Raw genomic sequence first — 26,993 nt, 5'->3', positions numbered from 1 at the left:
CCCAATTTTTCACGGGAAGCAAACTCTCACTTCAGGACGCGGCAAGCTCTTTGGCCTGAGCGACCCATGCGTCACGACTGACACGGCCCTTGAAGCCCTCGAGATGGTGGTCGACCCAGGTCACCTCCGCCTCGGTCCAGGACGCGATCTGGTCGAAGTGGAAAAAGCCCAGCTCGTGCAGCAGCTTCTCCAGTTTCGGACCGACGCCCTTGATCCGCTTGAGGTCGTCCGGCGCATCGCCGCGCGGGGCGTCGAGCGTCGCGGGCTTCTCGCCCATATCTTCCTCGGCGGCCTCGGCTGCTTCGGCAGGCGCGAAGGTCTCGGGATGCGCCTTGCCCTGCGCGGGCGCCTGCCGCTTGTCGATGCCGGTCTCGTCGACGGGGCGTTCGGGCGCCTTGACGGTGCCGTGGCCGGGCTTAGCATCGCCCTTTTCCTGGCTGAAATCGTGCCAGGGCGCCTCGAGCGTCACCTCGGTGCCGTCGATCCGCTTGACCGTGTCGCCGATGGTCACCGCCAGATCGACGGAGGCGTTATGCGCGTTGCCGCCCTCGAGATCCTTGAGGGATGTCAAGCCCATGGCAGGCTCGGAGGCGAAGCGGCCCTGCTGCGGGCCGGGCGTCGGAACCTTGCCCGCGGCCAGTTCGTCGAGGATCTCGGCGAAGCGTTCGGCGGTCAGGTCCTCGTAGTAATCCTTGCCGATCTGGGCCATCGGCGCGTTGGCGCAGGCGCCGAGGCACTCGACCTCTTCCCAGCTGAGCTTGCCGTCGGCGCCGGGCTGGAACGGCTTTTTGGCGATCTTGTCGCGGCACACCGCGATCAGGTCCTCGGCGCCGCAGATCATGCAGGACGTGGTGCCGCAGACCTGGATATGCGCGACCGAGCCCACTGGCTGCAGCTGGAACATGAAGTAGAAGGTCGCGACCTCCATCGCCCGCATATAGGCCATGTCGAGCATCGCCGCGACATGCTCGATCGCGGGACGGGTCAGCCAGCCTTCCTGTTCCTGCGCCCGCCACAGAAGCGGGATGATCGCGGAGGCCTGGCGGCCCTTGGGAAACTTGGTGATCTGCGTCTCGGCCCAGGCCTGGTTCTCAGGCGTGAAGGCGAAGCTGTCCGGTTGGTCGGGGTGCAGTCGTCTCAGCATCGTTCATCCTATCGCGTCGCTGCGCGTTTCGGGACGGGGGCGCGGTGGCGCGCCCTGCCCCCTCATCATCGGTTCGGACCGGTCCGCCGCCGGCGCGGCGCGGACCCGGCCCCTGAATATCAGCCCGCATCCTCCGCGGGCGCCTCGGCCGTCTCGACCGGGGCACAGGACCCCGTGACCAGCCGCATGCCGCCATTGGTCAGCCGCGCCGCAGCGCCGGTCTCGACCCGGAAGGCGGCCATTTCCTGCAATTGCAGCCGGTTGAGTCCGGTCTGAATTTCCAGCGCCTGGTAATCGCCCTCGTCGACGAGGTTGCAGCCGATCGACGCTACGGCGGTGTCGAAATTCGCGACATCCTGCTCATTGGTGCCCTCGGGGGGCATTTCGCAGGCGGCGAGCGCCGTCACGGCAGCCAGAAGCGTCCAGCGGGTCAGGTTCATTGCGCGGGTCCCTCGTTTTTTTCGTAATCCGCGTGTCGTACCCTCTGGGGCCCTAGCGGTCCACCTCGCCGAAGACGATATCCATCGAGCCGAGGATCGCCGCCACATCCGCGAGCTGGTGCCCCTTGGCCATGAAATCCATCGCCTGCAGATGCGCGTAGCCCGGCGCGCGGATCTTGGCGCGGTAGGGTTTGTTGGAGCCGTCCGCCACGAGATAGACGCCGAACTCGCCCTTGGGCGCCTCGACGCAGGCATAGACCTCGCCCTCGGGGACGTGGAAGCCCTCGGTATAAAGCTTGAAGTGGTGGATGAGCGCCTCCATCGAGGTCTTCATCTCGCTCCGCTTCGGCGGGGTGATCTTGCCGCGCGCCTGGATGTCGCCCTGATTCTCGGGCAGGCGCAGCTTTTCGATGGCCTGGCGCATGATGTGGATCGACTGGCGCATCTCTTCCATGCGGACGAGGTAGCGGTCGTAGCAATCGCCGTTCTTGCCGACGGGGATCTGGAACTCGAACTCGTCGTAGCATTCATAGGGCTGCGCGCGGCGCAGGTCCCAGGCCATGCCGGAGCCGCGCACCATCACGCCCGAGAAGGCCCAATCCTGGGCGTCTTCCTCGGTGATGACGCCGATATCGACGTTGCGCTGCTTGAAGATGCGGTTCTCGGTCAGCAGCCCGTCGATATCGCCGAGCACCGCGAGGAACGGATCGCACCAAGCTTCCATGTCGTCCAGAAGCTCGGGCGGCAGATCCTGATGCACGCCGCCGGGGCGGAAATAGGCCGCGTGCAGGCGCGCGCCCGAGGCGCGCTCGTAGAACTGCATCAGCTTCTCGCGCTCCTCGAAGCCCCAGAGCGGCGGCGTCAGCGCGCCCACATCCATGGCCTGCGTGGTCACGTTGAGAAGGTGGTTCAGGATGCGGCCCACTTCGCAGAACAGGACCCGGATGAGCTGCGCGCGGCGCGGCACCTCGACACCGGTCAGCTTCTCGATGGCAAGGCACCAGCCATGTTCCTGGTTCATCGTGCCGACATAATCGAGCCGGTCGAAATAGGGCAGGTTTTGCAGGTAGGTGCGGCTTTCCATCAGCTTCTCGGTGCCGCGGTGCAGAAGCCCGATATGCGGGTCGCAGCGCTCCACGATCTCGCCATCGAGCTCCAGCACCAGCCGCAACACACCATGGGCCGCCGGGTGCTGGGGGCCGAAATTGATGTTGAAGTTGCGGATCCGCTGTTCCTGCGTCTGCACATCGTCGAATTTGGAGCCGTCCATCACGTTCTCCTCAACCTTCCAGAGCCGGACCGTCCATGGTCCGGAACACTTTAGTGATCAGTTTCCACGCGCCGTCCACGCGGATGAAACCCAGATGATCCTCGAACCGCCGGGGCGGCACGTCCACCCAGAGATGCGCGCGGGCGATCTCGCCGCCGGCCACGTCCAGGTCGAGGATCTCGTATGACGGCGCGCCGGGGAACGGATCGCGCCCGCCGACGCGCGCAAGATACGCGATCTTGTCCCAGAACTGCGCCCCGCCCGAGCCGTCCGCGGCGGTCATCAGGAAGTTGTCGTGGCACATCTCGACGAACACCTCCGGGGTCGAATGGTGGATCGCCTCGCAATACGCCTGCGCCAGAGAACGAATGGCTTCGTGGTCGTTGCCGGTGACGCCGTCCATCCGCCCTACCCTCTCAGACCGTCGTCTTTGAACGCCATCACCCACAGGAGGATCAGCGCCACGACGGGAAAAATCGCGAATATGGCCACCCAGTTCGGGATGCCGAAGCGCGGCAACAGCTTCCAGAACGGGATCACGACCAGCGCGCCCACGATCAGAAGCCAAAGGATGCCGCCGCCTCCCATCATGCCTTGTCCCCTGCGGGCACGTCGGATTTCTCGTCGCCCGGCAGCACGTATTCGGCGCCTTCCCACGGGGATATGAAGTCAAACTGGCGGTATTCCTGCACGAGGCTCACGGGTTCGTAGACCACGCGTTTCTGCACCTCGTCATAGCGCACCTCGACATAACCCGTGGTCGGGAAATCCTTGCGCAGGGGATGCCCGCGGAAGCCGTAATCGGTGAGGATCCGGCGCAGGTCCGGGTGGCCCGAGAAGAGGATGCCGAACATGTCGAAAATCTCGCGCTCGAACCAATCGGCGGAGGGATGCACCGAGGTGATCGACTGCACGATGTCCTCTTCGCGCACCGCGACCTTCAGGCGGATGCGGTGGTTCTGATGCATCGACAGGAAGTGGTAGACCACGTCGAAGCGCTTGGCGCGTTCGGGGTAATCCACCGCCGTGATGTCGATCATCGTGGTGAAACGGCAGGTCGGCTCGGCCTTCAGCCACTCGACGAGGCCACGGATGTTCGCGGGCGCCACGTTGACGCACAACTCGCCGCGGGTGACCTCCCAGGAGACGACGCAATCGGGGCGCTTGGCCTCGATATAGCCGCCGAGTTCTTGCATTGCGGTGCTCATGGCGCCTCCTTAACGGGTCAGCGTGCCGGTGCGGCGGATCTTCCGCTGCAGCGCGAGGATGCCGTAAAGCAGCGCCTCGGCCGTGGGCGGGCAGCCCGGCACGTAGACATCGACGGGCACGATCCGGTCGCAGCCGCGCACGACGCTGTAGCTGTAATGGTAATAGCCGCCGCCATTGGCGCAGGAGCCCATGGAAATGACATAGCGCGGCTCGGGCATCTGGTCGTAGACCTTGCGCAGCGCCGGCGCCATCTTGTTGGTGAGCGTGCCCGCGACGATCATCAGGTCGGACTGACGCGGGGAGGCGCGCGGCGCCACGCCGAAGCGCTCGGCGTCATAGCGCGGCATCGAGGTCTGCATCATCTCGACCGCGCAGCAGGCCAGACCGAAGGTCATCCAGTGCAAGCTGCCGGTGCGCGCCCAGTTGATGATGTCCTCCGTGGAGGTCAGCAGGAAGCCCTTGTCGGTCAGCTCCCGGTTGAGATTCTGAACGGCGACTTCGCGGTCCGCGCCCGCCGTGTTCGCGCCTGTCATCACTCCCATTCGAGGGCCCCTTTCTTCCATTCGTAGGCAAAGCCGATCGTCAGCACGCCGAGGAACACCATCATCGACCAGAAGGCGGGCATCGAGATCTCGGAGAAGGCCACCGCCCACGGGAACAGGAAGGCGATCTCAAGGTCGAAGATGATAAACAGGATCGACACGAGGTAGAACCGCACGTCGAACTTCATCCGCGCATCGTCGAAGGCGTTGAAGCCGCATTCATAGGCCGACACCTTCTCGGGGTCGGGATTGCGCACCGCGATCACCACCGCGGCGAGGATCAGCACGAGCCCGAGGCCGATGGCGATGGCCAGGAACACGAGGATCGGAAGATATTCCCTCAGCAAGTCATCCACGGGGATCGGTCCTTTCCCTTAGTCTCGCACATTTCGTGCCCGCCGCGCGGCAGCAGGCCGTGGCTGTGCGGCACGCATCTGCATGCAGCGTTAGAATTCATCTATCCCCGCACATGCCGGGGGTCAACGGGCGCAGCCCGCTTTGGAGGTGTCCGGAGCCCGGTTTCAGGGGATCTGCGAAAGTAGGCCGCAGGCTGGAACGCGCGGCCTGTCTGCCGGGCACCGGGGCGGGACGCACCTCCGCCTGCGGGCGGGGCCCTTGCCGTCGGGGCTTCGATGCGCGCCGCGAAAAAAAGGCGCCTGCCGAAGCAGACGCCATTTGCACACCGCAGACCCCTTTTATGGCCAGCACCCGGCAGGGCCGTGCGTCTTTTAGCTCCCGTCTTGCGCGGGCTGGTCGCTACGATCCCGGAGTCGATCCCCATCCTTCCCGGTATCGCGGCAACGGACGGTCATTGCGCATCCATCCGTCGCTCGGGACTCGGGCACCATAGCCCGACTTTTATGCAAAGTGGGCGGCGCGAAGGGATCGGATCACCTATCCGTTCGGATAGGTCACGGGCGGGATGGCGCAGGCCTGCGCGACGCCTCAGCCGCGCCAGCGCGGCGGACGCTTCTCGAAGAACGCATCGAGGCCTTCCGCGGCTTCCTCGGTCTCCCACCGGGCGGCGAGCGCGTCGATGGCCATGTCGACCTCCGCCGCCCCGACGCGGCCCGCGAGATCGCCCAGAAGCGCCTTGGCCGCCGCGACCGCCCCGGGCGCACATTCCAGATAGGGCGCGACCTCGGCCTCCACGGCGGCATCGAGTGCGTCGGGCGGCACGACACGGGTCAGAAGGTTGAGGCGCACCGCCTCCTCGGCCTCGAAGATGCGGGCATTCATGAACACCTCGCGCGCCCGCGCCGCCCCCATCCGCGCGATCACGTAGGGGCCGATATTGGCCGGCAGAAGCCCGAGTCGCGTCTCGGTCAGCCCCATCTTGGCACCCGAGACGCCAATGGCCACGTCGCAGACCGCCGCGAGCCCCACGCCGCCACCGAAGGCATTGCCGTGGATGCGCCCGATCAGCGGCTGCGGCAACTCGGCCAGCGCGCCGAGCGCGGTGGCGATGCGGCGGCTTTCGCGCTTGCGGGTCGCGGCATCCATTCCGCGCTGGTCGCGCATCCAGGCCAGATCGCCACCCGCGCAGAAGGTCGGCCCCTCGGCGGCGAGGATCACCACGCGGCAGGTCGCATCGGCGGCCAGCGTCTGCGCCTCGGCCTCGAGCTCGGTCATCATCTGCGACGAAAGCGCGTTGTGCTTGTCGGGCCGCGCGAGCCGCAGCGTGACCACCCCGCGCTCGTCCCGGCTTGTCCGGATGAAATCAGCCATCTGCGTCCTTTCCCGCGCGCAGGTCCCGCGCGATCCTTGCCGCGGCGTCCAGGACCGCGCGGTCGAGCCCGGTCTCGAAGCCCAGCGCGATGAGCCAGTCATGCACCGCCTCGGTCGCCACGTTGCCCGCGGCCCCGGGCGCGTAGGGGCAGCCGCCCAGCCCCCCCACGGCGGCGTCGAAGACCCGCAATCCATGGCCCAGCGCCACCTCGATATTGTCGAGCGCGCGGCCCGCCGTGTCGTGGAAATGGCCCGCGAGGGCGTCGGCGGGCATCTCGTTCCGCACGGCGCCGAGCATGGCGTCGACCGCCTCCGGCCTGCCCCGCCCGATCGTATCGCCGAGGCTGACCTCGTAGACACCCATGTCGCGCAGCGCGGCCACGACCCGCGCCACCGCCTCGGGCGCGACGGGGCCATCATAGGGGCATTCGACCACGCAGGAGACATAGCCGCGCACCGGCAGGTTCGCGGCGCGCGCCGCCTCGGCCACCGGCGCGAAGCGTTCGAGGCTTTCGGCGATGGTCGCGTTGATATTGGCCTTCGAGAAGCCCTCGGAGGCCGAGCCGAAGATCGCCACCTCGTCGGCGCGCGCGGCGATGGCGGCCTCGAGCCCCTTCATGTTGGGCGTGAGCGCGGCATAGGAGACGCCCGGCGCGCGGGTGATCGCCGCCAGCACCGCGCCCGAGGAGGCCATCTGCGGCACCCATTTCGGGCTGACGAAAGAGGCCACCTCGATCCGGCGGAAGCCCGCGCCGCTCAGGCAGTCTATGAGGCGGACCTTGCCCGCGACGGAGATCTCGGCGGTTTCGTTCTGCAGCCCGTCGCGCGGTCCGACCTCGAAGATCTCCACCCGCCCGGTCATGTGGCGGCCTCGGGCAGCGGGTAGAAGTCCCGGTCATAGAGGTCCTGCACGCCGTCGCGGGCCTTGGCGGCGATGTATCCGGGCCGCGCGCGCAGGCGGTCCCAATAGGCCATGAGGGCGGGAAACTGCGCCATCTGGACGTAGTAGCGCGCCAGTTCGAACCCGTAGGCGAACATGATGTCGGCGGCGGAAAAGCCCGAGGGCAGGAGATGCGCGTGCGCCATCCGCGCATCGATCGCGCCGAGGGCGGCGCGGAGCCGCGCGGTCAGCAGCTTGATCACCACGGGCGAGGCATCGGCGGGGTCGCGCAGGAAGACGCGGTTGAGGTTGAGGTTCTCGACCAGCGATCCGACGGTTTCCGAATAATGCATCATTTCCAGGTACATGCCACGATCCGGCGCGCCCGGCTCCGGGGCGAGACCCGCCTCGGGATGGCGTTCGCACAGGACCTGCAGGATCGCGCCGCTTTCGAACAGCACCTCGCCACCGATCTCGAGCGCGGGCACCCGGCCCGCGGGCGACAGCGCGAGGAAATCGGGGCTGCGCAGGGAGCCGTCGCGGATCGAGTAATAGGCGACCTCGTAATCGAGGCCCAGCTCCTCCAGCAGCCACATCACCCGGAAGGAGCGGCCAAGCGGGACATGATGCAGCCGGATCATGCCGCCGCCTCCTCGTCGGGGGCGAGCCGGAGAAGCGCCGCGCCCGCCTCGACCTGATCGCCCTCGGCGACCAGCACCTCGGCGACGACGCCGTCGCGCCCGGCCTTCAGCGCATGCTCCATCTTCATCGCCTCGAGCACCGCCAGCCGGTCGCCCGCCGCGACGCTGTCGCCGGGGCCCACGAGGACCCGCGCCACCCGGCCCGGCATCGGCGCGTCGATCACGTCGGCGGAATGGGCCGATGCGGCGCGCGCGAGCGGATCGACGATGGCGAAGCTTTGCCCGAACCCCGCGAAGACGGTGACCCGGTCGCCATGGCGCACGGCGCCCGCGGCGGGCGTCTCGCCGAAATGCCAGCGTCCGGCGCGCCGCTCGGCCCGGATGTCGCCCTCGGGCGTCGTGACGCCTACCTGGTCCGGGCCCTCGGGCGACAGCGAAACGACCACCGGATCGGACCCGTCGCGCATCAGCACGACCCGCTGGCTCAGCGGCTGCCAGAGCGTGAAGCCCTGATGCGCCGCCGCCGGCCCGTCGAGCCCTGCCGCACACAGCGCGGCCTCGGCCCAGATCGCGGGACCGGGCGCCGGTGCGGCGACCAGCGCCGCGAGGTCGCGCCCGATGAGCCCGGTATCGACCTTGCCCGCGGCGAAGTCCCCATGCCGGGCCAGAGCGCCCAGGAAGGCGAGGTTCGTGACCGTGCCCGCCACCTGCGTCTCGTCCAGCGCCTGCGCCAGCCGCGCAAGGGCGATGTCGCGGGTCGGCCCGTGGGTCACCAGCTTGGCGATCATCGGGTCGTAATGCGGGCTGATCGCGTCGCCCGCGCGCACACCCGTATCCGCCCGCGCCCCCGCCCCGAAGACCAGGTGATCGAGCCGCCCGGTCGCGGGCAGAAAGCCCTTCGGCACGTCCTCGGCGTAAAGCCGCGCCTCGAAGGCATGGCCCTCGAGCGGGATGGCGTCCTGCGCCAGCGGCAGCCCCTCGCCCGCCGCGACGCGCAGCTGCCATGCGACCAGATCGATGCCGGTCACGGCCTCGGTCACCGGATGCTCGACCTGCAGCCGGGTGTTCATCTCCATGAAGAAGAACCCGTCCGGCGACAGCCCGCCCGAGCCGTCGACGATGAATTCCACCGTGCCCGCGCCCTTGTAGCCGATGGCCTCCGCCGCGCGCACGGCCGCCTCGCCCATGGCGGCGCGCATCTCGGGCGTCATGCCGGGGGCGGGGGCCTCCTCGATGACCTTCTGGTGGCGGCGTTGTAGCGAACAATCCCTTTCGAAAAGGTGAACCGCCGAGGTCCCGTCGCCGAAAACCTGCACCTCGATATGGCGCGGCCGGGTCACGAATTTCTCGATCAGCACGGCGTCGTTGCCGAAAGCGCCCCGCGCCTCGGCCCGCGCGGAGGCCAGCGCCTCGGCGAAATCCGCCTCGACCTCGACCACCCGCATGCCCTTGCCGCCGCCGCCCGCCACGGCCTTGATCAGGACCGGGTAGCCGATCTTCGCCGCCTCGACCTGCAGAAGACCGGGATCCTGGTCGGCGCCGTGATATCCCGGCACGACCGGCACGCCGGCCTCCTCCATCAGCGCCTTGGCGGCATCCTTCAGCCCCATCTTGCGGATCGCCGCCGCCGACGGCCCGATGAAGACGAGCCCCGCCGCCTCCACCGCCTCGACGAAATCGGGGTTCTCGGACAGAAACCCGTAGCCCGGATGGATCGCCTGCGCGCCGGTCTCGAGCGCCGCCGCGACGATCGCATCACCGCGCAGATAGCTCTCGGACGGGGCCGCCCCGCCGATATGCACCGCCCGGTCGGCCATCGCCACATGCCGCGCACCCCGGTCGGCCTCCGAATAGACCGCGACCGTGTCCACCCCCATGGCGCGGGCGGTGTCGATCACCCGGCAGGCGATCTCGCCGCGATTGGCGATCAGGATCCTCTCAAACATCGCGTCCCTCCTCGGGGCGGCGCGCACCGCCCATGTCACGACCGGACCGGAAATACCTCCGGGGAGCGCGAGGGGCTGGCCCCTCGCTCCCGCCCCGGCCACGGGCGCTGCGTCCGCAGCCGAAGACGGGCCAAGCCACGCGCCTCACATGCGGAACACGCCGAAACGTGTCTCCTCGATGGGCGCGCAGAGCGCCGCGGAAAGCGACAGGGCCAGCACATCGCGCGATTTGCGCGGGTCGATCACCCCGTCGTCCCAAAGCCGCGCCGAGGCATAAAGCGGATGGCTCTGGCGCTCGAACATCTCCACGGTGGGGCGCTTGAAGGCGGCCTCGTCCGCGTCGGACCAGTTCTCGCCCGCCTTCTCCATCGCCGCCCGCTTCACGGTGGCCAGAACCCCCGCCGCCTGCGCGCCGCCCATCACCGAGATGCGCGAATTGGGCCAGGTCCAGAGGAAGCGCGGCCCGTAGGCCCGCCCCGCCATGCCGTAATTACCCGCCCCGAAGGAGCCGCCCACCAGCATTGTGATCTTTGGCACCGAGGTCGTGGCCACCGCCGTCACCATCTTGGCCCCGTGCCGCGCGATGCCTTCGTTCTCGTATCTGCGGCCGACCATGAAACCGGTGATGTTCTGCAGGAAAACCAGGGGGATACGCCGCTGCGAGCAGAGCTCGACGAAATGCGCGCCCTTCTGCGCCGCTTCCGAAAAGAGCACGCCGTTATTGGCGACGAGGCCCACCGGGCAGCCCTTCACATGGGCAAAGCCCGTCACCAGCGTGTCGCCGAAGCGCGGCTTGAACTCGTCGAAGCGCGAGCCGTCCACGAGCCGCGCGATCACCTCGCGGATGTCATAGGGCGTGCGCAGGTCCGCCGGGACCACGCCGAGGATCTCCCCGGGATCGTAGGCGGGCTCTTCCGGTGTCTGCCACTGGACCGTCGCGGGTTTGGCGCGGTTGAAGCTTTCCACCGCGCGGCGGGCGAGCGCCAGCGCGTGATGGTCGTCCTCCGCGAGGTAATCGGCGACGCCCGAGAGGCGCGTATGCACATCGCCGCCGCCCAGATCCTCCGCCGTCACCACCTCGCCGGTCGCGGCCTTCACCAGGGGCGGCCCGGCGAGGAAGATCGTGCCCTGGTCCTTCACGATGATCGTGACGTCCGACATGGCCGGAACGTAAGCCCCGCCCGCAGTACAAGATCCCATGACGACAGCCACTTGCGGGATGTTCTTCGCGCTCATCCGGGCCTGGTTGTAAAAGATCCGCCCGAAATGGTCGCGGTCGGGAAAGACCTCGTCCTGGTTGGGCAGGTTCGCGCCGCCGCTATCGACGAGGTAGATGCAGGGCAGGTGGTTTTCCTCGGCGATTTCCTGCGCGCGGAGGTGTTTCTTGACGGTCATCGGGTAATAGGTGCCGCCCTTCACCGTGGCGTCATTGGCAAGCACCATGCATTCCTGCCCGGCCACGCGCCCGATCCCGGCAATGGCCCCCGCGGCGGGGGCGGCCCCGTCATAGAGCCCGTGCGCCGCCGTCGCCCCCACCTCGAGGAACGGCGAGCCCGGGTCGAGCAGCCCCGCCACCCGGTCGCGCGGCAGCATCTTGCCGCGGTCGAGATGGCGCTTGCGGGCACGCTCCCCGCCCCCCGCGGCAGCGAGGGCCGCGGCGGCCTCGATCTCGGCCAGCGCCTCCAGATGGGCGGCGCGGTTGGCGCGGAACTCCTCCGATCCGGTCAAGACCTGGGATACGAGTTTCATGGGTTGTTTCCTTCCGCTTCACCCTGCGCGCGGGCCTTCAATTCGCGCCGGACCACCTTGCCGGTGACCGTCATCGGCAGGGCGTCGAGAAAGGCGATCTCGCGCGGGTAGAGATGCGCCGAGAGCCGCGCCTTCACCCAATCCTGCAATTCGGGGCCCAGTGCCGACGGATCGGCGCCCGGCTTGGCCACCACGTAGGCCTTCACGATCTCGCCCCGCACCGGGTCGGGCTTGCCCACGACACCGACATTGGCCACCGCGTCATGCGCCATCAGGCAATCCTCGATCTCGGACGGGCCGATCCGGTAGCCCGCGGAATTGATCACGTCATCCTCGCGGCCCAGAAAGCGCAGGAAGCCGTCCTCCCATTGGCCGCGATCGCCGGTCAGCATCCAGCGGCCCTTGAACTTGGCCGCCGTGGCGCGCGGATTGCGCCAATATTCCAGCATCATCGACGCCGAGCCGCGCTTGACCGCGATATCGCCCTCGCCGTCGGTCGGCTCCCCGTTCGCATCGAGCACCGCCAGCCGGTGGCCGGGCACCGGGCGGCCGATGCGCCCCGGCCGAGGGGCAAAGAGGCTGCCCGCCGACGAGACGGTCATGTTGCACTCGGTCTGGCCGTAGAACTCGTTGATCGTCACGCCCAGCGCCTCCCGGCCCCAGGCCAGCATCTCCGCCCCCAGCGGCTCGCCGCCCGAGGCCACGCTGCGCAGACCCGCGATCCGGGTCTCCGACGCCTTCAGCATGCGCAGGACGGTGGGCGGGAAGAAGACGTTGCGCACATGGCCCTCGCGGCAGATGCGCCCGCATTCCTCGGGGGTGAACTTGTCCGCTCGCGCCGCCACCACCGGCACACCCAGCGCGAGCCCCGGCATCAGCACGTCGAAAAGCCCGCCGATCCAGGCCCAATCCGCAGGCGTCCAGAGCACGTCGCCGCGCTCGCCCAGGAAATCGTGGCTCATCTCCACGCCCGGCAGGTGGCCGGTCAGGATGCGGTGGCCGTGCAGCGCGCCCTTGGGCGTTCCGGTCGTGCCCGAGGTATAGATCAGCACGGCGGCATCGTCGGGCCCGGTGACCACGCCAGCATGACTGCCGAGCGAGGCGGGCGGCAGCCGGTCGCGGGTGATCAGCCCCAGCCCGAAGCCGCGCAGCGTCTCGCAGCCCTCGGCATCGGTGACCACGACGCCGAGGCCCGAATCGTCGATCCGGGTCTCCAGCGCCTCGCGCTTGAACAGCGTGAAAAGCGGCACCGAGATCGCCCCGAGCCGCCAGGCCGCGACATGCGCCGCGGCACAGAGCGGCGATTGCGACAGAAGCACCCCCACCCGGTCGCCGCGCATCACGCCCTTCTCGATGAGCGCGGCCTCGACCCGGCGGGACAAGTCCCAAAGCTGGCCATAGGTCACGTCGCGCCGCTGCGGGCCGCGCAGGTCGATGAGCGCGATCCGGTCCGGTTCGGTCGCGGCCCAGCCGTCGCAGACCTGGTGCGCGAGGTTCAACTCGTCCGGCAGGTCCCAGTGGAAGCGGGCATAGAGGTCGTCATAGGGGCGGCGGCGCAGCATCATCGGATCAGGCCTCCGGGTCGGGTCGCGGCGGCAGCGCCGTGTCCCTCGATACGCAAGTTGTTGGCCCGTGTCATCGGCGCGCCTTCGGGATCGGTCATGCGCACGCCTAGGGTCGTGGTCCTGCGCGGGCCTCCGGCAATGGTCCTTCTCGGACCTCCGGCCCAGTTCATGCGCGGGGCTCCGGCCCCAGTCCTTCGCGGGCCTCCGGCCCAGTTCATTCGCGGGCCTCTGGCCCAGTTCATTCGCGGGCCTCTGGCCCGACCACCCGCTCGATCCCGCCGAAGCGGCTGACGTAGAACGTATAATGCCGCGCCGGATCGTAGGGCTCCGGCCCGCAGACCACCACCAGCCAGGACGTGCCCGTCGGATCGGGCCGCGCGCGGCAGTCGGACCATTGGGCATCCGCGTCGGTGCCCGCCTCGCGGCGCATCTGCACATAGGTCGCCGCCGTGGCCTCGATCACCTCGGTCTCGGTCACATTGGCCACGAGCCAACCCTGCCGCCAGCCGATCAGGGCCGTCAGCGCAACCATCAGCGCGAAGGGCAGGAACAATGCCCATCGCGGCATCAGCCCATCGCTGCCATGAGCTCGCGGCCCACGAGCATGCGCCGGATCTCGGACGTGCCCGCGCCGATCTCCATCAGCTTGGCGTCGCGGAAGAGGCGGCTCACGGGCGTTTCGTTCATGAAGCCCGCCCCGCCCATCGCCTGCACCGCCTGGTGCGCCTGCACCATCGCCTGCTCGGAGGCATACAGACAGCAAGCCGCCGCATCTTGCCGCGTCACCTCGCCCCGGTCGCAGGCCTTGGCGACCTCGTAGACATAGGCGCGCGCCGAATTCATCGCCGTATACATGTCGGCGATCTTGCCCTGCATCAGCTGGAACGATCCGATCGGTTTGCCGAACTGCTTGCGCTCGGCGAGATACGGCATGATCTCGTCGAGACAGGCCGCCATGATGCCCAGCCCGATCCCCGCCAGCACGACGCGTTCGTAATCGAGCCCGGACATCAGGACCCGGACGCCGCCGCCCTCCTCGCCCAGCACGTTCTCGAAGGGCACTTCCACGTCCTCGAACACGAGCTCGGCGGTGTTCGAGCCCCGCATCCCGAGCTTGTCGAAATGCGCCGAGGTCGAGAACCCCTTCATGTCCTTGTCGATCAGGAAGGCGGTGATGCCCTTCGATCCGGCCTCGGGATCGGACTTGGCGTAGACCACGAGCGTCTGCGCGTCCGGGCCATTGGTGATCCAGTACTTGTTGCCATTCAGGCGGTAATGATCGTTGCGCTTCTCGGCGCGCAGGCTCATCGACACGACGTCGGATCCCGCGCCCGCCTCGGACATCGCCAGCGCGCCCACATGTTCGCCCGAGACGAGCTTCGGCAGGTATTGCGCGCGCTGCTCGGGCGTGCCGTTCAGACGGATCTGGTTCACGCAGAGATTCGAATGGGCGCCGTAGGACAGCGAGACCGAGGCCGAGGCCCGCGCGACCTCCTCGATCGCGACGGTATGGGCGAGGTATCCCATCCCCGCGCCGCCATATTCCTCCTCGACGGTGACGCCCAGAAGCCCGAGATCGCCCATTTCCCGCCAGAGCTCGGAGGGAAAGTCGTTCTTTCGGTCGATATCGGCGGCCATCGGGCGGACGCGGTCCTGCGCCCAGGCATGCACGGTCTCGCGCAGCGCGGCGACATCCTCGCCCAGGTCGAAATTCATCACGGCATTGAACATCGCCCCGGCCCTCCCAAACCGTTATTGAACATTCGTTCATATTTATACCGGCGCGGGCGGCCCTGCGTCAATGCTTTCGACAGGGCCGAGGAACCCGCACCGCCGCCCAAGGGTTACACTGGAAAGCTGAAACGGAAAGGCACCTTATGAGCACCGCATTGAAAGACACGTTCTGGACCCGGATGGACGACGTACAGGCGGGCCTTCTGGCCGCTGCCGGCGAACGCCCGATCCCCATGGCGCCCCATGCCGACCGGGCGGAAGGCGCGATCTGGTTCATCACCGCCAGCGGCTCGGCGGCCGATCGCGCGGCCAAGGGCGGCGACACCGCGTCGTTCTGGGTGGCCGATCCCAAGGCCAATCTCTACGCCACGCTCGACGGCACGCTGACGGAAGTGAACGACCCCGCCAAGCTCGACGAATGCTGGAGCGCGGTCACCGCCGCCTGGTTCGAGGACGGACGCGACGACGATTCCGTGCGGCTGGTGAAATTCACCCCCAAGGAGGGCGAGATCTGGGCCACCGCGAAAACCGCGGGCTTTCTTTACGAGATCGCAAAGGCCAATCTGGGCGACGACACCCCCGATGCCGGCGAGCATGGCCGCATCGCCTTCTGACCCAGGAGAAACCCTATGATCCGTCGCCTTGCCGTCCCCCTCGCCCTTGCCCTCGCGCCGATCGCCGCGCCCGCCGAACAGGTGGGCGAGATCGGCGTCGACTGGGTCGGCAACGACATCGTCGTCGAGGCGATCCGCGATCCCGATGTGGCGGGCGTGACCTGCCACATCGCCTATTTCGAGCGCGGGCTGATCGACCGGCTGTCCAAGGGCAACTGGTTCGAGGATCCCTCGAACGCCTCCATCGCCTGCCGCCAGACCGGCCCGATCGAGATTGGCGATATCGACCGCGACATGGATGGCGAGGACGTGTTCCGCACCTCGCGGTCGATCATCCTCAAATCCCTGCGCGTCAAACGCATCTATGACGAAAAGAACCGCACGCTGATCTACGTGGCCCATGCCGCCGAGCTGACCGACGGCTCCGCGAAGGTCGCGATCTCCACGGTGCCGCTTTACGTTCCCGAATAGCAGCAGCGCCGGACGCCCTTCCCCCACACCGCCCATGCGCCGCCGGGCCTCGGGGCTCACGGTGCCGATATCCCGAAAAACCAGCGTGCGGGGGCGCAAGACCCCGCACTCCGCCGGATCAGGCCGCCGCCGCGTGCAAGCTGGCGATCTCCTCACAAAGAATGCGCGCGATGAGGGCGCAATCGTCGACCGAGAAGGTCAGGGGCAGCCGCATGTCGAGCAAGCCCGCCAGCACCCGGTCGGTGCGCGGCAAGGGGGCGCTCGGCGCGAAGGCCCAATGGTCGTAGCGCGAGGTGAAAGCCAGGGGCTCCGGCGCGCCGAACCATTTCAACTCCACCCCCCGCGTCTTGGCGCGCGCCACCAGCGCCTGGATCCGCGCAGGCGGCCAGTCGAGGGCGAGGAACTGGAAGGACGAGCCCACGAAATCCTCGGCCTCGGGACGCAGCGGCAGGGTGATCCCCGGCGCGCCCCAGAGCCCGGCCTCGAGGGCGCGGTACCGTTCTGCCCAGGCCGCCTTGCGGTCGGCCAGTCGGGACAGCTGCGGGCGCAGGATCGCCGCCCGCAGGTTGTCCATCCGGCCCGAAATGTTGGGCATGTCGCGCCTGAGGCTCGCGAAGGCCTCGGGCGGCGGCGCAGCGAGGTGACGCTCGTAAAGCATGTACGATCCCGACAGCAGGATCATCCGCGCGGCAAGCTCCGTATCGTCGGTGACCAGAAGCCCGCCCTCGCCCGAATTGGCGTGTTTGTAGGTCTGCGTGGAATAACAGCCGATCGCGCCGTGCCGCCCCGAGGGCGTGCCGCGCCAATGCGCGCCCATCGTATGGGCGCAATCCTCGATCAGCGTCAGCCCGGCCTCGCGGCAGAGCGCCGAGAGCCGGTCCATATCGGCGATATGTCCGCGCATATGCGACAGCATCAGCACCCGCGCCTCCGGGCGCGCCGCCGCCCGCGCCGCCAGATCGTCGAGGTCGATGGTCAGCGCCTCGGTCGTCTCCACGAGGACGGGTTGCGCGCCGAGTGCTGCGATGGCGCCCGGCACCGGGGCGAGCGTGAAGGCGTTGGTGAGGACCGGATCGCCCGGGCCCACCCCCACCGCGCGCAGCGCCGCCCCCAGCGCATATCCGCCCGAGGCCACGGCAAGGCAGTACCGCGCGCCGGTCAGCGCGGCGAAATCCTGCTCCAGCAGCGCGGTCTCGCCAAACTCGCCCTCGGCGAGGTTGTAGCGGTGCAGCCGCCCGTGGCGCAGGACCGCGAGCGCGGCCTCGATCCCCTCTTCGGGAATCGCCTCCTGCTGGGTGAAGGAACCGGTGAAGACCTCTGTCATGGCGCCATTGGACGCGAGGCCCCGTTGCGCGTCAATGGCCGAGAAGCCGCGCCACCACGCCGGGCAATTCGTCGTAATGGCCGATCATCGCCTCCGGATCGAGCCGCGCGATGCCCGGCCCCTCGGGGCCGAAACCCACGAGGATCGAGGGCACGCCCGCGGCGCGCGCGGTCTCGCGGTCGGTCTCGGTGTCGCCCACGAGGCAGGCGCGATCCCGCGCGCCGCCCGCGCCGTCGACCGCGGCGAAGAACGGCGCGGGATCGGGTTTGCGCACCGGCAGCGTGTCGGCCCCGATCATCGAGCCGAAGGCATCGCGAATGCCCAGGTCCCGAAGCAGCGTCTCGGCCAGGCCGCTGGGCTTGTTGGTGCAGATGCCCACCCGGATGCCCTGCGATTTCAGCGCCTCCACCGCGTTCATGGCGCCGGGATACAACGCGGAATGCTCGGAGATGGCCGCGCCATAGGCCTCGAGCAGGCGTGGATACCAGGTCTCGACCATGTCGTCGTCGGCGCCGCCCACCCGGTCGAGCCCGCGCCGCAGCATCGCGCGCGCGCCGCGGAAGGCCACCGCGTCGTCAGCGCCCCGTTCCAAGAGCGCGCCATGGCCCATCGCCTCGAAGCAGGTATTGGCCGCCGCGATCAGGTCGCCGCTGGTATCGGCAAGCGTGCCGTCGAGGTCGAAAATCACCGTGCGCATCTCTATTCCTCGTTGACACAGCCCGTCACATGGCGTGAACGCGAACCGCTTGTTGCTGAGTGTCGTCCGGTTAAAACGGGCGCAACGATTAGAAAAGAGATTTCGTCATGAGCATCGCGCTTGTCATTCTGGCCGCCGGGAAAGGCACCCGCATGCAGTCCGACCTGCCCAAGGTGCTGCACAAGATCGGCGGCGCGCCGATGCTGCACCACGCGATGCAGGCGGGTATCGGCCTCGAGCCGGAGCGCATCGTCGTGGTCGCGGGGCATGGCGCGGACGCGGTGTGCGCCGCCGCGCAGGACTTCGATGCGGATTGCGCCATCGCGCTCCAGACCGAGCAGAAGGGCACGGCCCATGCGGTCGCGCAGGCCGAGGGCGCGCTGGCCGATTTCGACGGCGACGTACTTGTCCTTTACGGCGACACGCCCTTCATCTCGCGCGACACGCTGGAGGCCATGGCGGTCGCCCGGAAGGATCACGACATCGTGGTGCTGGGCTTCGAGGCCGCCGATCCGGGGCGCTACGGGCGCCTCGTGATGCAGGGCGACACGCTCGACCGGATCGTCGAGTTCAAGGATGCGACCGATAAGGAACGCGCCATAACCCTCTGCAATTCCGGCGTTCTCATCGCGGATCGCGCGACGCTGTTCGGCCTGATCGCGCGGGTCGGAAACGACAATGCCGCGGGCGAATACTACCTGCCGGACGTGGTGGCGCTGGCCCGGGCGGACGGGCTCAAGGCGACCGCGGTCGCCTGCGACGAGGCCGAGACGCTGGGCGTCAATTCCCGCGCCGAGCTGGCCGCCGCCGAAGCCGCCTTCCAGGCGCGCGCCCGCGCGACGCTCATCGAGGACGGCGTGACCATGCAGGCGCCCGAGACGGTGTTCCTGAGCCTCGACACCGCCATCGGACGCGACACCGAGATCGAGCCCAACGTGGTCTTCGGCCCCGGCGTGACGGTCGAATCGGGCGCGCGGATCCGCGCCTTCTCGCATCTCGAGGGCGCGCATGTCTCCCGCGGGGCGGTGGTCGGCCCCTATGCCCGGCTGCGCCCGGGCGCGGAGCTGGCCGAGGACGTGCATGTGGGCAATTTCGTCGAGGTGAAGAACAGCTACCTGGCCGAAGGCGCCAAGGCCAACCACCTGACCTATCTCGGCGATGCCGATATCGGCGCCGCGACCAATATCGGCGCGGGCACGATCACCTGCAATTACGACGGCGTGTTCAAGCACCGCACCACGATCGGCGCGCGGGCCTTCATCGGGTCGAACACGATGCTGGTGGCGCCGGTGACGCTGGGCGACGAGACGCTGACCGCGTCGGGATCGGTGATCACCAAGGACGTGCCCGACGGCGCGCTGGCCCTGGCCCGCGCCCGGCAGGAGACGAAACCGGGCCATGCGCGCAAATTGTTCGATTTGTTGAAGTTGAAAAAGAAAAAGTTGATGGAGGCCAAGAAATAATGTGTGGAATTGTTGGTATCCTCGGAAAGCATGAAGTCGCCCCATCGCTCGTCGAAGCGCTGCGGCGGCTCGAATATCGCGGTTATGACAGCGCCGGGATCGCCACGGTCAATGCCGGGCATCTCGACCGGCGCCGCGCGGTGGGCAAGCTGGTCAACCTGTCCGATCTGCTGGTGCACGATCCCCTGCCCGGCAAGTCGGGGATCGGCCATACCCGCTGGGCGACCCATGGCGCACCGACCGAGATCAACGCCCATCCGCACAAGGCCGGCCCCGTCGCCGTCGTGCATAACGGCATCATCGAGAATTTCCGCGAGCTGCGCGCGGAACTCGTCGAGGCTGGGCACAGCTTCGCCTCGGAGACCGATACCGAGGTCATCGCGTGGCTCTGCCAGGACTATATCGCGCAGGGTCTGAACCACGTGGAGGCGGCGAAGAAGACGCTGTCGCGGCTCGAGGGCGCCTTCGCGCTGGTCTTCCTGTTCGACGGCGAGGACGACCTGATGGTCGCCGCGCGCAAGGGCAGTCCGCTGGCCGTCGGGCATGGCGACGACGAGGTCTATGTGGGCTCCGACGCCATCGCGCTGGCGCCCTTCACCGACCGGATCACCTATCTCGAAGAGGGCGATTCCGCGGTCCTCACCCGCCAGACGATCGAGATCCGCGACGAGCGCGGCGCACTCGTGAACCGCCCGGTCAAGACCGTGCAGATCGACGCCGCGCGGGTCGACAAGGCCGGGCACAAGCACTTCATGGCCAAGGAAATCGCGGAGCAGCCGACGGTTCTGGCCAATGCGCTTTCGGCCTACCTGACCGATGGCGGCATTCACTTCACCGATGAGGGGCTGGATTTCACCAAGACCGAGCGGCTGGTTATGGTGGCCTGCGGCACGGCCTTCTACGCGTGCCTCACCGCGAAATACTGGTTCGAACGGATCGCGGGCCTGCCGGTCGAGGTCGATATCGCCTCGGAATTCCGCTATCGCGAACCGCCGATCATGCCGGGCACCACGGCGCTCTTCGTCAGCCAGTCGGGCGAGACCGCCGACACGCTCGCCGCCCTGCGCTTCTGCAAGGATCGCGCCGACCGCATCCTGTCGGTGGTGAACGTCGCCGAAAGCTCCATCGCGCGGGAAAGCGACGTGGCGCTGCCGATCCATGCGGGCGCCGAGATCGGCGTCGCCTCCACCAAGGCCTTCACCTGCCAGCTCAACGTCCTGCTGCTGCTGGCGATCGAGGCCGCGCATCAGCGCGGACGGTTGAGCGACGCGGACAAGGCTCGGATGCTGGACGATCTGCGCGGGCTGCCCGGCATCTTCAACATCGCGCTCGACCGCAACGAGATCGTGCGGACGGTCGCCGTGGCGATCTCGGAGGCGCGCGACATCCTCTTCCTCGGCCGCGGGCTGATGTATCCGCTGGCCTTGGAGGGCGCGCTGAAGCTGAAGGAAATCAGCTATATACATGCTGAAGCTTATGCATCGGGTGAACTGAAGCACGGCCCGATCGCGCTGATCGACAACACGGTTCCGGTGATCGTGATGGCGCCGAGCGACAGCCTTTTCGACAAGACCGTCTCCAACATGCAGGAGGTCATGGCGCGGGGCGGCCGGGTGGTGCTGATCACCGATGCGGCGGGCGCCGCGCGGGCCGGGCACGATGTCTGGAAGACGATCATCCTGCCCGAGGTCTCGGAAGTGCTGGCGCCGATCCTCTACGCGCTGCCGGCGCAGCTTCTGGCCTATCACACCGCCATCGCGAAGGGCACGGATGTGGACCAGCCGCGCAACCTCGCGAAGTCTGTCACCGTCGAATGACGCGCGGGCGGCGGTGCGTCAGGCGCCGCCGCTGACCCGGAAGATATCCACCTGCGGCAGGTCCGTGACCGCCACGCCCAGAAGGCGCATCGCCGCCAGCGACAGCCGGCTGCCGGTGCCCGGGGCGGCAGGGCGCAACTCGACCTGCGCCGATGCGCCGCCGCCGGAAAGTTGGACCCGGCCCGGCGTGACCGCGTCGACCAGCGGCGTTTCGAGCCAGAAGCCCGGCTCGGTGGGCGATCCGAGCGAGACGGTCGCGGTGCCTACAAGCACATCGGCATCGGCCGCGGAGGGCGGGGCCGCGGCGGCCTGGCGTTCCGCCTCGGTGGTGGTGTCGAAATCCTCGGCCGTGACCGCGGTTTGTGGCGGGCGCCGCGTCTCGGGCGGCTGGGTCGCATCGGGCGCCGCGGCGGACGCGGCGGCAGGCGCGGGCTCCACCGCCGGGGCGGATTGGCCGCCGAACAGACCCGAGACCTGCGCGCAGCCTCCCAGCGACAGGGCCGCGCCGATGAGGAGCAGCGGATAGGTTCGCGATATCAATGCCATGGCGGGGCTCTTTCGTGGTTGTGCGAGTCGGCCCGCTCACCCTACCGGTCCCGTCTTCGCGATGAAACAGCGGCGTCACGCGCCTCCCGCTCTGAGACCTTGGTGCCGGATTCGTGCCTGCGCGGGATCTTGCCCCGCCGTCGCACAATCCTTAAGGTTTGCGCATGCATACGCCCCTGATCGATCCGTTTCAGCGCCCCATCAGCTATCTGCGCGTGTCGGTGACCGACCGCTGCGATTTTCGCTGTGTCTATTGCATGTCCGAGAACATGCAGTTCCTGCCCAAGAAGGAACTTCTGACGCTGGAGGAACTGGACCGGATGTGTTCGACCTTCATCCGGCTGGGTGTCGAGAAGCTGCGCATCACCGGCGGAGAGCCGCTCGTACGGCGCAACATCATGTCGTTCTTCAACGCCATGACCCGGCATCTCGAGGCGGGCGACCTCAAGGAACTGACGCTGACGACCAATGGCTCGCAGCTGGAACGGTTCTCGAAGGACCTCTACGCGGCGGGCGTGCGGCGCGTGAACATCTCCATGGACACGCTCGACGAGAAGAAATTCGCCGACATCACCCGCTGGGGCCGCCTGCCCCAGGTGCTGCGCGGCATCGACGCGGCGCAGGCGGCGGGGCTGCGGGTGAAGATCAACGCCGTGGCGCTGAAGGGCTTCAACGAGGACGAGCTGTTCACCATGACCGAATGGTGCGCGGAACGCGACATGGACCTGACCTGGATCGAGGTCATGCCCATGGGCGATATCGGCAACGAGGACCGGCTCGGCCAATACTGGAAGCTCGACGACCTGCGTGCACGGCTGGGGCAGCACTACACGCTGACCGACCTGCCGGAACGCACGGGCGGGCCTGCGCGCTACGTGCGCCTCGAGGAGACGGGCCAGAAGATCGGCTTCATCACGCCGCTCACGCATAATTTCTGCGAAAGCTGCAACCGCGTGCGCCTGACCTGCACGGGAGAGCTGTTCATGTGCCTGGGCCAGGAGGACAACGCGGATCTGCGCTCTGCCTTGCGCAACCATCCGTCGAGCGATGCGCCGCTCGAAGAGGCGATCCGCGCGGCGATCGCGCTGAAGCCCAAGGGCCACGATTTCGACTATTCCCGTCAGAGCGTGGATGGCCGCGTCTCGCGCCACATGAGCCATACGGGCGGATAGGGTGCCGGCGTGGTAGGTTTTCACCCGCCCTACGCGGCCGAACCTGTCCCGCACTTCGATCTGCGACACGTCATCCGCGGGCCTGACCCGGGGACCTTTCGGTCAGCCTGATCGGAGCCTTGCGCCAGCGGCATGAGGTGCCCGGGGATGCCCCCTCTGTTCGTTCAGTCGTTCCAGGCCTTGTCGGTGCCGCCCAGCCCCCCTTCCAGAAGCCGCGTCGGCAGGCCCATCCGGTCAAGCTCGGTGAAGAACGGCTTGGGGTCCATTTCCTCGACGTTCTTCATGGTCTTGGCGTCCCAATCCCCTTTGGCGATCAGGATGGCGGCGGCCACGGGCGGCACGCCCGCGGTGTAGGAAATGCCCTGGGAGCCCACCTCTTCGTAGGCCTCCTTGTGATCGGCCACGTTGTAGACGAAGACCTCTGCGGGCTGGCCGTTTTTCGTGCCCTTCACCAGATCGCCGATGCAGGTCTTGCCGGTGTAATTGGGCGCAAGGCTCGACGGGTCGGGCAGGCAGGCCTTCACGACCTTCAAGGGCACCACTTCCAGCCCTTCGGCGGTCGTCACCGGATGCTCGGACAGAAGGCCGATATTCTTCAGCACGGTGAAGACGTTGATGTAGTGATCGCCGAAGCCCATCCAGAAGCGCACATCGGCCTCGGGGTAGTTCGCGGCCAGCGAATGCACCTCGTCATGGCCCGACTGGTAGGCGCGCTGGGTGCCCACGACGGGCAGGTCCCAATCGTGGCCCGAGGCGAACATCTCAGTCTCTTTCCACTGGCCGTCTTCCCAGTAATAGACGACGCCGGTGAATTCGCGGAAATTGATCTCGGGGTCGAAATTCGTCGCGAAATACTTGCCGTGGGAGCCTGCGTTGATGTCGACGATGTCGATCGACGTCACCTCGTCCATGTATTCGTCGATGGCGAAGCGCGCGAAGGCGTTCACGACGCCCGGATCGAAGCCCGCGCCGAGGATCGCGGTCACGCCCTTCTCGGCGCAGAGATCGCGCTTTTTCCATTCGTAATTGGCGTACCAGGGCGGGGTTTCGCAGATCTTGTCAGGCTCTTCGTGGATCGCCGTGTCGATATAGGCGGCCCCGGTCTCGATGCAGGCATCGAGCACGTACATGTTCACGAAGGCCGAGCCCACGTTGATGACGATTTCCGCTTTCGTTTTCCGGATCAGATCGGCCACGGCGGCGGTGTCGCGCGCATCGACCTCATGGGCCTCGAAGGAACCCTCGACCTTCATCGCGCCCTTCTCGTGCACGCTTGCAATGATCGCGTCGCATTTCGATTTCGTCCGCGAGGCGATGTGAAGAGCGCCCAATATGTCGTTGTTCTGCGCGCATTTATGCGCCACGACCTGCGCGACGCCGCCCGCGCCGATGATGAGTGTCGATTGGGTCATGATGGAAACCCCCTTGTCTGTCGTCGGGTGGGTTTTGCCGGCTCAGGACAGCGCGGCGCGGAAATCCTCGTAGCCGAAACCGCGCACGAGGCGCTCCGTCCCGTCGAGTTCGCGGATGGCGATGGCGGGCATCTGCACGCCGTTGAACCAGTTCTTCTTGACCATGGTATAGCCGCCCGCATCCTCGATCGACAGCCGGTCGCCCGGCTGGAGGGTGCGGTCGAAGCGGAATTCGCCGAAGATGTCGCCGGCAAGGCAGGATTTGCCGCAGATCTGCCAAAGCTGATCCCCGGCCTCCCGCATCTTCCCGCTTTCGCGGTAGATCAGCAGATCGAGCATATGCGCCTCGACCGAACTGTCGACGATGGCGAGGTTCTTGCCGTTATAAAGCGTGTCGAGCACCGTCACCTCGAGTGTGGTCGAGCCGGTGATCGCGGCCTCCCCGGGCTCGAGATAGACCTGCACGTCGTTCTCGCCGGCAAAGCGCTTGAGCCGCTCGGCGAACCGCTCCAGCGGATAGCCTTCGCCGGTGAAATGGATGCCGCCGCCGAGGCTGATCCAGTCCATGCGGCGGATGAGATGCCCAAAACGCGCCTCGATCTGGCCCAGCATCGCGTCGAAACGCTCGAAATCGGCGTTCTCGCAATTGTTGTGGAACATGAAGCCCGAGACCATGTCGGCCACCGGTTCGATATCCTTGGGGTCATGTTCGCCCAGCCGCGAGAAGGGCCGCGCGGGATCGGCCAGATCGAACTCCGAGGTCGAGATGCCGGGATTGACGCGCAGGCCCCGCTTGTGGCCCGCCGATTGCGTCTCGAAGCGCCTCAGCTGTGCCGCGGTGTTGAAGATCACCTTGTCGGAGACCTGCATCACCTCGTCGATCTCGTGATCGGCCCAGGCCACCGAATAGGCATGGGTCTCGCCGCCGAATTTCTCCGCCCCGAGCTTCACCTCGAAGAGCGAGGACGAGGTCGAGCCGTCCATGTATTGCGACATGAAGTCGAACACGCCCCAGGTCGCGAAGCATTTCAGCGCCAGGAGCGACTTGGCCCCCGAGGCCTCGCGCAGCCAGGCGGTCTTTTCCATGTTGGGCAGAAGACGGGACTTGTCGATGAGATAATAGGGGGTCTGCATGTGGCGCGGGCTCCCTGACGCGGTCCAAGTGTCGCCCACACATAAGGCGGCGATGGCCGGGGGGCAAGGCACCGTCGTTCCGGCCCCGGGCGGGTCCCGAAGCCACCGTCCCCGCACGCCGGCCCGCCTGCGCGCGCCCCCTGCCGCTTCACCTTTCCGGAAAACCGCCGGGGTCCGGGGCAGCGCCCCGGCCTGCGGGATGATCGGCACGATCAGACCGCCAGACATGCCTGCACGCGCCCTGCGCGGGCAGACCGCTCGGCCGGACGGGCCTTAGGCGGCGGGCAGGCGCCGCTCGACGATCTCGGCCCAGAAGGAACAGCCCGCCGGGATCGCGCCGTCGTCGAAATTGTATTCCGGGTGATGTACGTCGGCGCTGTCGCCGTTGCCCACGAGGATATAGGCGCCGGGCCGTTCCTCGAGCATGAAGGCGAAATCCTCGCCCCCCATGATCAGCGGCGCGTCGTCGCACTGGCCCGACACGGCGCGGCCCGCCTCGGCGGCAAATTCCGTCTCGCGGTCGGTGTTCACCATGACCGGGTAATTGCGCTGATAGGAAATCTCGGCGCGGCAGCCCATCGCCTGGGCGATATGCTCCGCGATGCCGGTCAGGCGCGTCTCGGCCAGATCGCGCATGGCATCGCTCAGGGTGCGCACGGTGCCTTTCAGCATGACCCGCTGCGGGATCACGTTGAAGGCCGTGGACGAGGTCTCGAAGGAGGTGACCGACACCACCAGCTGCGCGACCGGGTCGGCATTGCGCGAGGCGATCGACTGCGCGGCGGTCACCACCTGCGCCGCCGCCACCACCGGGTCGATGGTGAGGTGCGGCTTCGCCGCATGCCCGCCCTGCCCCTCGATCACGATCTCGAAGAGATCGGTCGCGGCGAAGAACGGCCCCGGCCGGATCGCGAACTGCCCGAGGGGGATGCCCGGCCAATTGTGCATGCCGTAGACCTCCTCGATCCCCCAGCGCGCCATCAGCCCGTCGGCGCACATCTCGCGGCCGCCGCCGCCGCCCTCCTCGGCGGGCTGGAAGATCACCACGCAGGTGCCGTCGAAATTCCGCGTCTCCGCGAGATACTTCGCCGCGCCCAGCAGCATCGCGGTGTGCCCGTCATGGCCGCAGGCATGCATCGCGCCCGGGGTCTTCGAGGCATAGTCGACCCCGGTCGCCTCGTGGATCGGCAGCGCGTCCATATCGGCGCGCAGCCCCACGGTCCGGCCCGAGGCGTTGGACTTGCCGCGGATCACGCCCACGACGCCGGTGCGCCCGATGCCCTCGACGACCTCGTCGCAGCCGAAGGCGCGCAATTTCTCGGCCACGAAGGCCGATGTGCGATGCGTCTCGAAAAGGATCTCGGGATGCTGGTGCAGATCGCGCCGCCAGGCGGTGATCTCGTCATGCATCTCGGCGATTCGGTTCTTGACCGGCATAAGGCGCTCCCTGTCTCGGTGATGCGCGAAACCGTGCCTCAGCGGGCCGGTTCCCGCA

General features: G+C 67.7%; 27 protein-coding genes. 5 read left to right on the top strand and 22 right to left on the bottom strand.

The genetic code is table 11. The features are described from left to right. Positions 1-31 precede the first annotated feature (31 nt). The 16 genes from BW990_RS06035 to BW990_RS05960 all read right to left on the bottom strand — a co-directional run bounded on the left by BW990_RS06035 (position 32) and on the right by BW990_RS05960 (position 14,845). Positions 32-1,144 (bottom strand): NADH-quinone oxidoreductase subunit E, encoded by a 1,113-nt coding sequence (locus BW990_RS06035; protein ID WP_076445978.1) that lies wholly within the window; start codon positions 1,142-1,144, stop codon positions 32-34. A gap of 119 nt (positions 1,145-1,263) precedes the next feature. Continuing rightward, positions 1,264-1,584, bottom strand: a complete 321-nt coding sequence (locus tag BW990_RS06030) for a hypothetical protein (RefSeq protein ID WP_076445976.1) — start codon at positions 1,582-1,584, stop codon at positions 1,264-1,266. Positions 1,585-1,636: 52 nt separating this feature from the next. After that, positions 1,637-2,854 (bottom strand): NADH-quinone oxidoreductase subunit D, encoded by a 1,218-nt coding sequence (locus BW990_RS06025; protein ID WP_076445974.1) that lies wholly within the window; start codon positions 2,852-2,854, stop codon positions 1,637-1,639. 10 nt (positions 2,855-2,864) lie between these two features. Beyond that, entirely contained in the window at positions 2,865-3,257 is a 393-nt protein-coding gene (locus BW990_RS06020; protein ID WP_076445972.1) for a nuclear transport factor 2 family protein, read from the bottom strand. A 5-nt stretch (positions 3,258-3,262) separates the two neighbouring features. Continuing rightward, entirely contained in the window at positions 3,263-3,445 is a 183-nt protein-coding gene (locus BW990_RS06015; protein WP_234990170.1) for a hypothetical protein, read from the bottom strand. Then, positions 3,442-4,062 carry an NADH-quinone oxidoreductase subunit C gene (locus BW990_RS06010; protein WP_076445971.1) on the bottom strand — a complete coding sequence of 207 codons (621 nt, stop codon included), beginning with the start codon at positions 4,060-4,062 and terminating at the stop codon, positions 3,442-3,444. Before BW990_RS06010 ends, BW990_RS06015 begins: the two co-directional genes overlap by 4 nt. A 9-nt stretch (positions 4,063-4,071) precedes the next feature. After that, the gene (locus BW990_RS06005; protein ID WP_076445969.1) at positions 4,072-4,596 is read right to left on the bottom strand and encodes a NuoB/complex I 20 kDa subunit family protein; all 525 of its coding nucleotides are present in this window, start codon (positions 4,594-4,596) and stop codon (positions 4,072-4,074) included. Continuing rightward, complete coding sequence (locus BW990_RS06000; protein ID WP_076445968.1) at positions 4,596-4,961, bottom strand: NADH-quinone oxidoreductase subunit A; 366 nt, start codon at positions 4,959-4,961, stop codon at positions 4,596-4,598. The genes BW990_RS06005 and BW990_RS06000 overlap by 1 nt, the downstream gene beginning before the upstream one ends. Positions 4,962-5,550: 589 nt before the next feature. Continuing rightward, on the bottom strand, positions 5,551-6,333 hold the full coding sequence (locus BW990_RS05995) for a crotonase/enoyl-CoA hydratase family protein (protein ID WP_076445966.1): 783 nt from the start codon (positions 6,331-6,333) through the stop codon (positions 5,551-5,553). Beyond that, on the bottom strand, positions 6,326-7,195 hold the full coding sequence (locus BW990_RS05990; protein WP_076445964.1) for a hydroxymethylglutaryl-CoA lyase: 870 nt from the start codon (positions 7,193-7,195) through the stop codon (positions 6,326-6,328). The genes BW990_RS05995 and BW990_RS05990 overlap by 8 nt, the downstream gene beginning before the upstream one ends. Next, positions 7,192-7,854, bottom strand: coding sequence for a glutathione S-transferase family protein (locus tag BW990_RS05985; protein ID WP_076445963.1), 663 nt, complete (start codon positions 7,852-7,854; stop codon positions 7,192-7,194). The genes BW990_RS05990 and BW990_RS05985 overlap by 4 nt, the downstream gene beginning before the upstream one ends. Beyond that, the gene (locus BW990_RS05980; RefSeq protein ID WP_076445961.1) at positions 7,851-9,800 is read right to left on the bottom strand and encodes an acetyl/propionyl/methylcrotonyl-CoA carboxylase subunit alpha; all 1,950 of its coding nucleotides are present in this window, start codon (positions 9,798-9,800) and stop codon (positions 7,851-7,853) included. Before BW990_RS05980 ends, BW990_RS05985 begins: the two co-directional genes overlap by 4 nt. A 144-nt stretch (positions 9,801-9,944) precedes the next feature. Beyond that, positions 9,945-11,549, bottom strand: a complete 1,605-nt coding sequence (locus BW990_RS05975) for a carboxyl transferase domain-containing protein (RefSeq protein WP_076445959.1) — start codon at positions 11,547-11,549, stop codon at positions 9,945-9,947. Next, positions 11,546-13,111 carry an AMP-binding protein gene (locus tag BW990_RS05970; protein ID WP_076446378.1) on the bottom strand — a complete coding sequence of 522 codons (1,566 nt, stop codon included), beginning with the start codon at positions 13,109-13,111 and terminating at the stop codon, positions 11,546-11,548. Before BW990_RS05970 ends, BW990_RS05975 begins: the two co-directional genes overlap by 4 nt. 241 nt (positions 13,112-13,352) lie before the next feature. Beyond that, positions 13,353-13,682, bottom strand: a complete 330-nt coding sequence (locus tag BW990_RS05965) for a hypothetical protein (protein WP_076445957.1) — start codon at positions 13,680-13,682, stop codon at positions 13,353-13,355. After that, positions 13,682-14,845, bottom strand: a complete 1,164-nt coding sequence (locus tag BW990_RS05960) for an isovaleryl-CoA dehydrogenase (protein ID WP_076445955.1) — start codon at positions 14,843-14,845, stop codon at positions 13,682-13,684. The genes BW990_RS05965 and BW990_RS05960 overlap by 1 nt, the downstream gene beginning before the upstream one ends. A gap of 146 nt (positions 14,846-14,991) precedes the next feature. On the opposite strand from BW990_RS05960, the gene BW990_RS05955 reads away from it, so the two are divergent. After that, a complete protein-coding gene (locus BW990_RS05955; protein ID WP_076445953.1) occupies positions 14,992-15,462 on the top strand; it encodes a pyridoxamine 5'-phosphate oxidase family protein in 471 nt (156 codons plus the stop codon). Positions 15,463-15,477: 15 nt separating this feature from the next. Next, positions 15,478-15,933 (top strand): CreA family protein, encoded by a 456-nt coding sequence (locus tag BW990_RS05950; protein ID WP_076445951.1) that lies wholly within the window; start codon positions 15,478-15,480, stop codon positions 15,931-15,933. 118 nt (positions 15,934-16,051) lie between these two features. Here BW990_RS05950 and BW990_RS05945 read toward each other — a convergent pair whose 3' ends face one another. Next, entirely contained in the window at positions 16,052-17,257 is a 1,206-nt protein-coding gene (locus BW990_RS05945; protein ID WP_076445949.1) for a DegT/DnrJ/EryC1/StrS family aminotransferase, read from the bottom strand. 31 nt (positions 17,258-17,288) lie between these two features. Further along, complete coding sequence (locus BW990_RS05940; RefSeq protein ID WP_076445947.1) at positions 17,289-17,954, bottom strand: HAD-IA family hydrolase; 666 nt, start codon at positions 17,952-17,954, stop codon at positions 17,289-17,291. A 107-nt stretch (positions 17,955-18,061) separates the two neighbouring features. Between BW990_RS05940 and glmU the strand changes: the two genes are divergently transcribed. Together glmU and glmS are read left to right on the top strand one after the other, a co-directional pair. Beyond that, positions 18,062-19,417: a bifunctional UDP-N-acetylglucosamine diphosphorylase/glucosamine-1-phosphate N-acetyltransferase GlmU gene (gene glmU, locus BW990_RS05935; RefSeq protein ID WP_076445945.1), complete on the top strand. Its 1,356-nt coding sequence runs from the start codon at positions 18,062-18,064 to the stop codon at positions 19,415-19,417. Continuing rightward, on the top strand, positions 19,417-21,234 hold the full coding sequence (gene glmS, locus BW990_RS05930; protein ID WP_076445943.1) for a glutamine--fructose-6-phosphate transaminase (isomerizing): 1,818 nt from the start codon (positions 19,417-19,419) through the stop codon (positions 21,232-21,234). The genes glmU and glmS overlap by 1 nt, the downstream gene beginning before the upstream one ends. A gap of 18 nt (positions 21,235-21,252) precedes the next feature. Here the strand turns inward: glmS and BW990_RS21250 are convergent, their stop codons facing one another. Then, entirely contained in the window at positions 21,253-21,780 is a 528-nt protein-coding gene (locus BW990_RS21250; RefSeq protein ID WP_076445942.1) for a hypothetical protein, read from the bottom strand. Positions 21,781-21,944: 164 nt separating this feature from the next. Between BW990_RS21250 and moaA the strand changes: the two genes are divergently transcribed. Then, the gene (gene moaA, locus BW990_RS05920) at positions 21,945-22,952 is read left to right on the top strand and encodes a GTP 3',8-cyclase MoaA (RefSeq protein ID WP_076445940.1); all 1,008 of its coding nucleotides are present in this window, start codon (positions 21,945-21,947) and stop codon (positions 22,950-22,952) included. 164 nt (positions 22,953-23,116) lie between these two features. Here moaA and BW990_RS05915 read toward each other — a convergent pair whose 3' ends face one another. From BW990_RS05915 to BW990_RS05905, 3 genes are all read right to left on the bottom strand, one after another. Further along, positions 23,117-24,364 carry a saccharopine dehydrogenase family protein gene (locus tag BW990_RS05915; RefSeq protein WP_076445938.1) on the bottom strand — a complete coding sequence of 416 codons (1,248 nt, stop codon included), beginning with the start codon at positions 24,362-24,364 and terminating at the stop codon, positions 23,117-23,119. Positions 24,365-24,406: 42 nt separating this feature from the next. Further along, a complete protein-coding gene (locus BW990_RS05910; RefSeq protein WP_076445937.1) occupies positions 24,407-25,498 on the bottom strand; it encodes a carboxynorspermidine decarboxylase in 1,092 nt (363 codons plus the stop codon). A gap of 273 nt (positions 25,499-25,771) precedes the next feature. Then, positions 25,772-26,935 (bottom strand): M20 aminoacylase family protein, encoded by a 1,164-nt coding sequence (locus tag BW990_RS05905; protein WP_076445935.1) that lies wholly within the window; start codon positions 26,933-26,935, stop codon positions 25,772-25,774. Between the last annotated feature and the right edge of the window lie 58 nt (positions 26,936-26,993).

Origin of the sequence: Roseivivax lentus (assembly GCF_900156805.1) — a bacterium.
Taxonomy (GTDB): Bacteria; Pseudomonadota; Alphaproteobacteria; order Rhodobacterales; family Rhodobacteraceae; genus Roseivivax; species Roseivivax lentus.
Note: the sequence above shows the minus strand (reverse complement) of the source record. Positions and strands in the feature narration are given on the sequence as shown.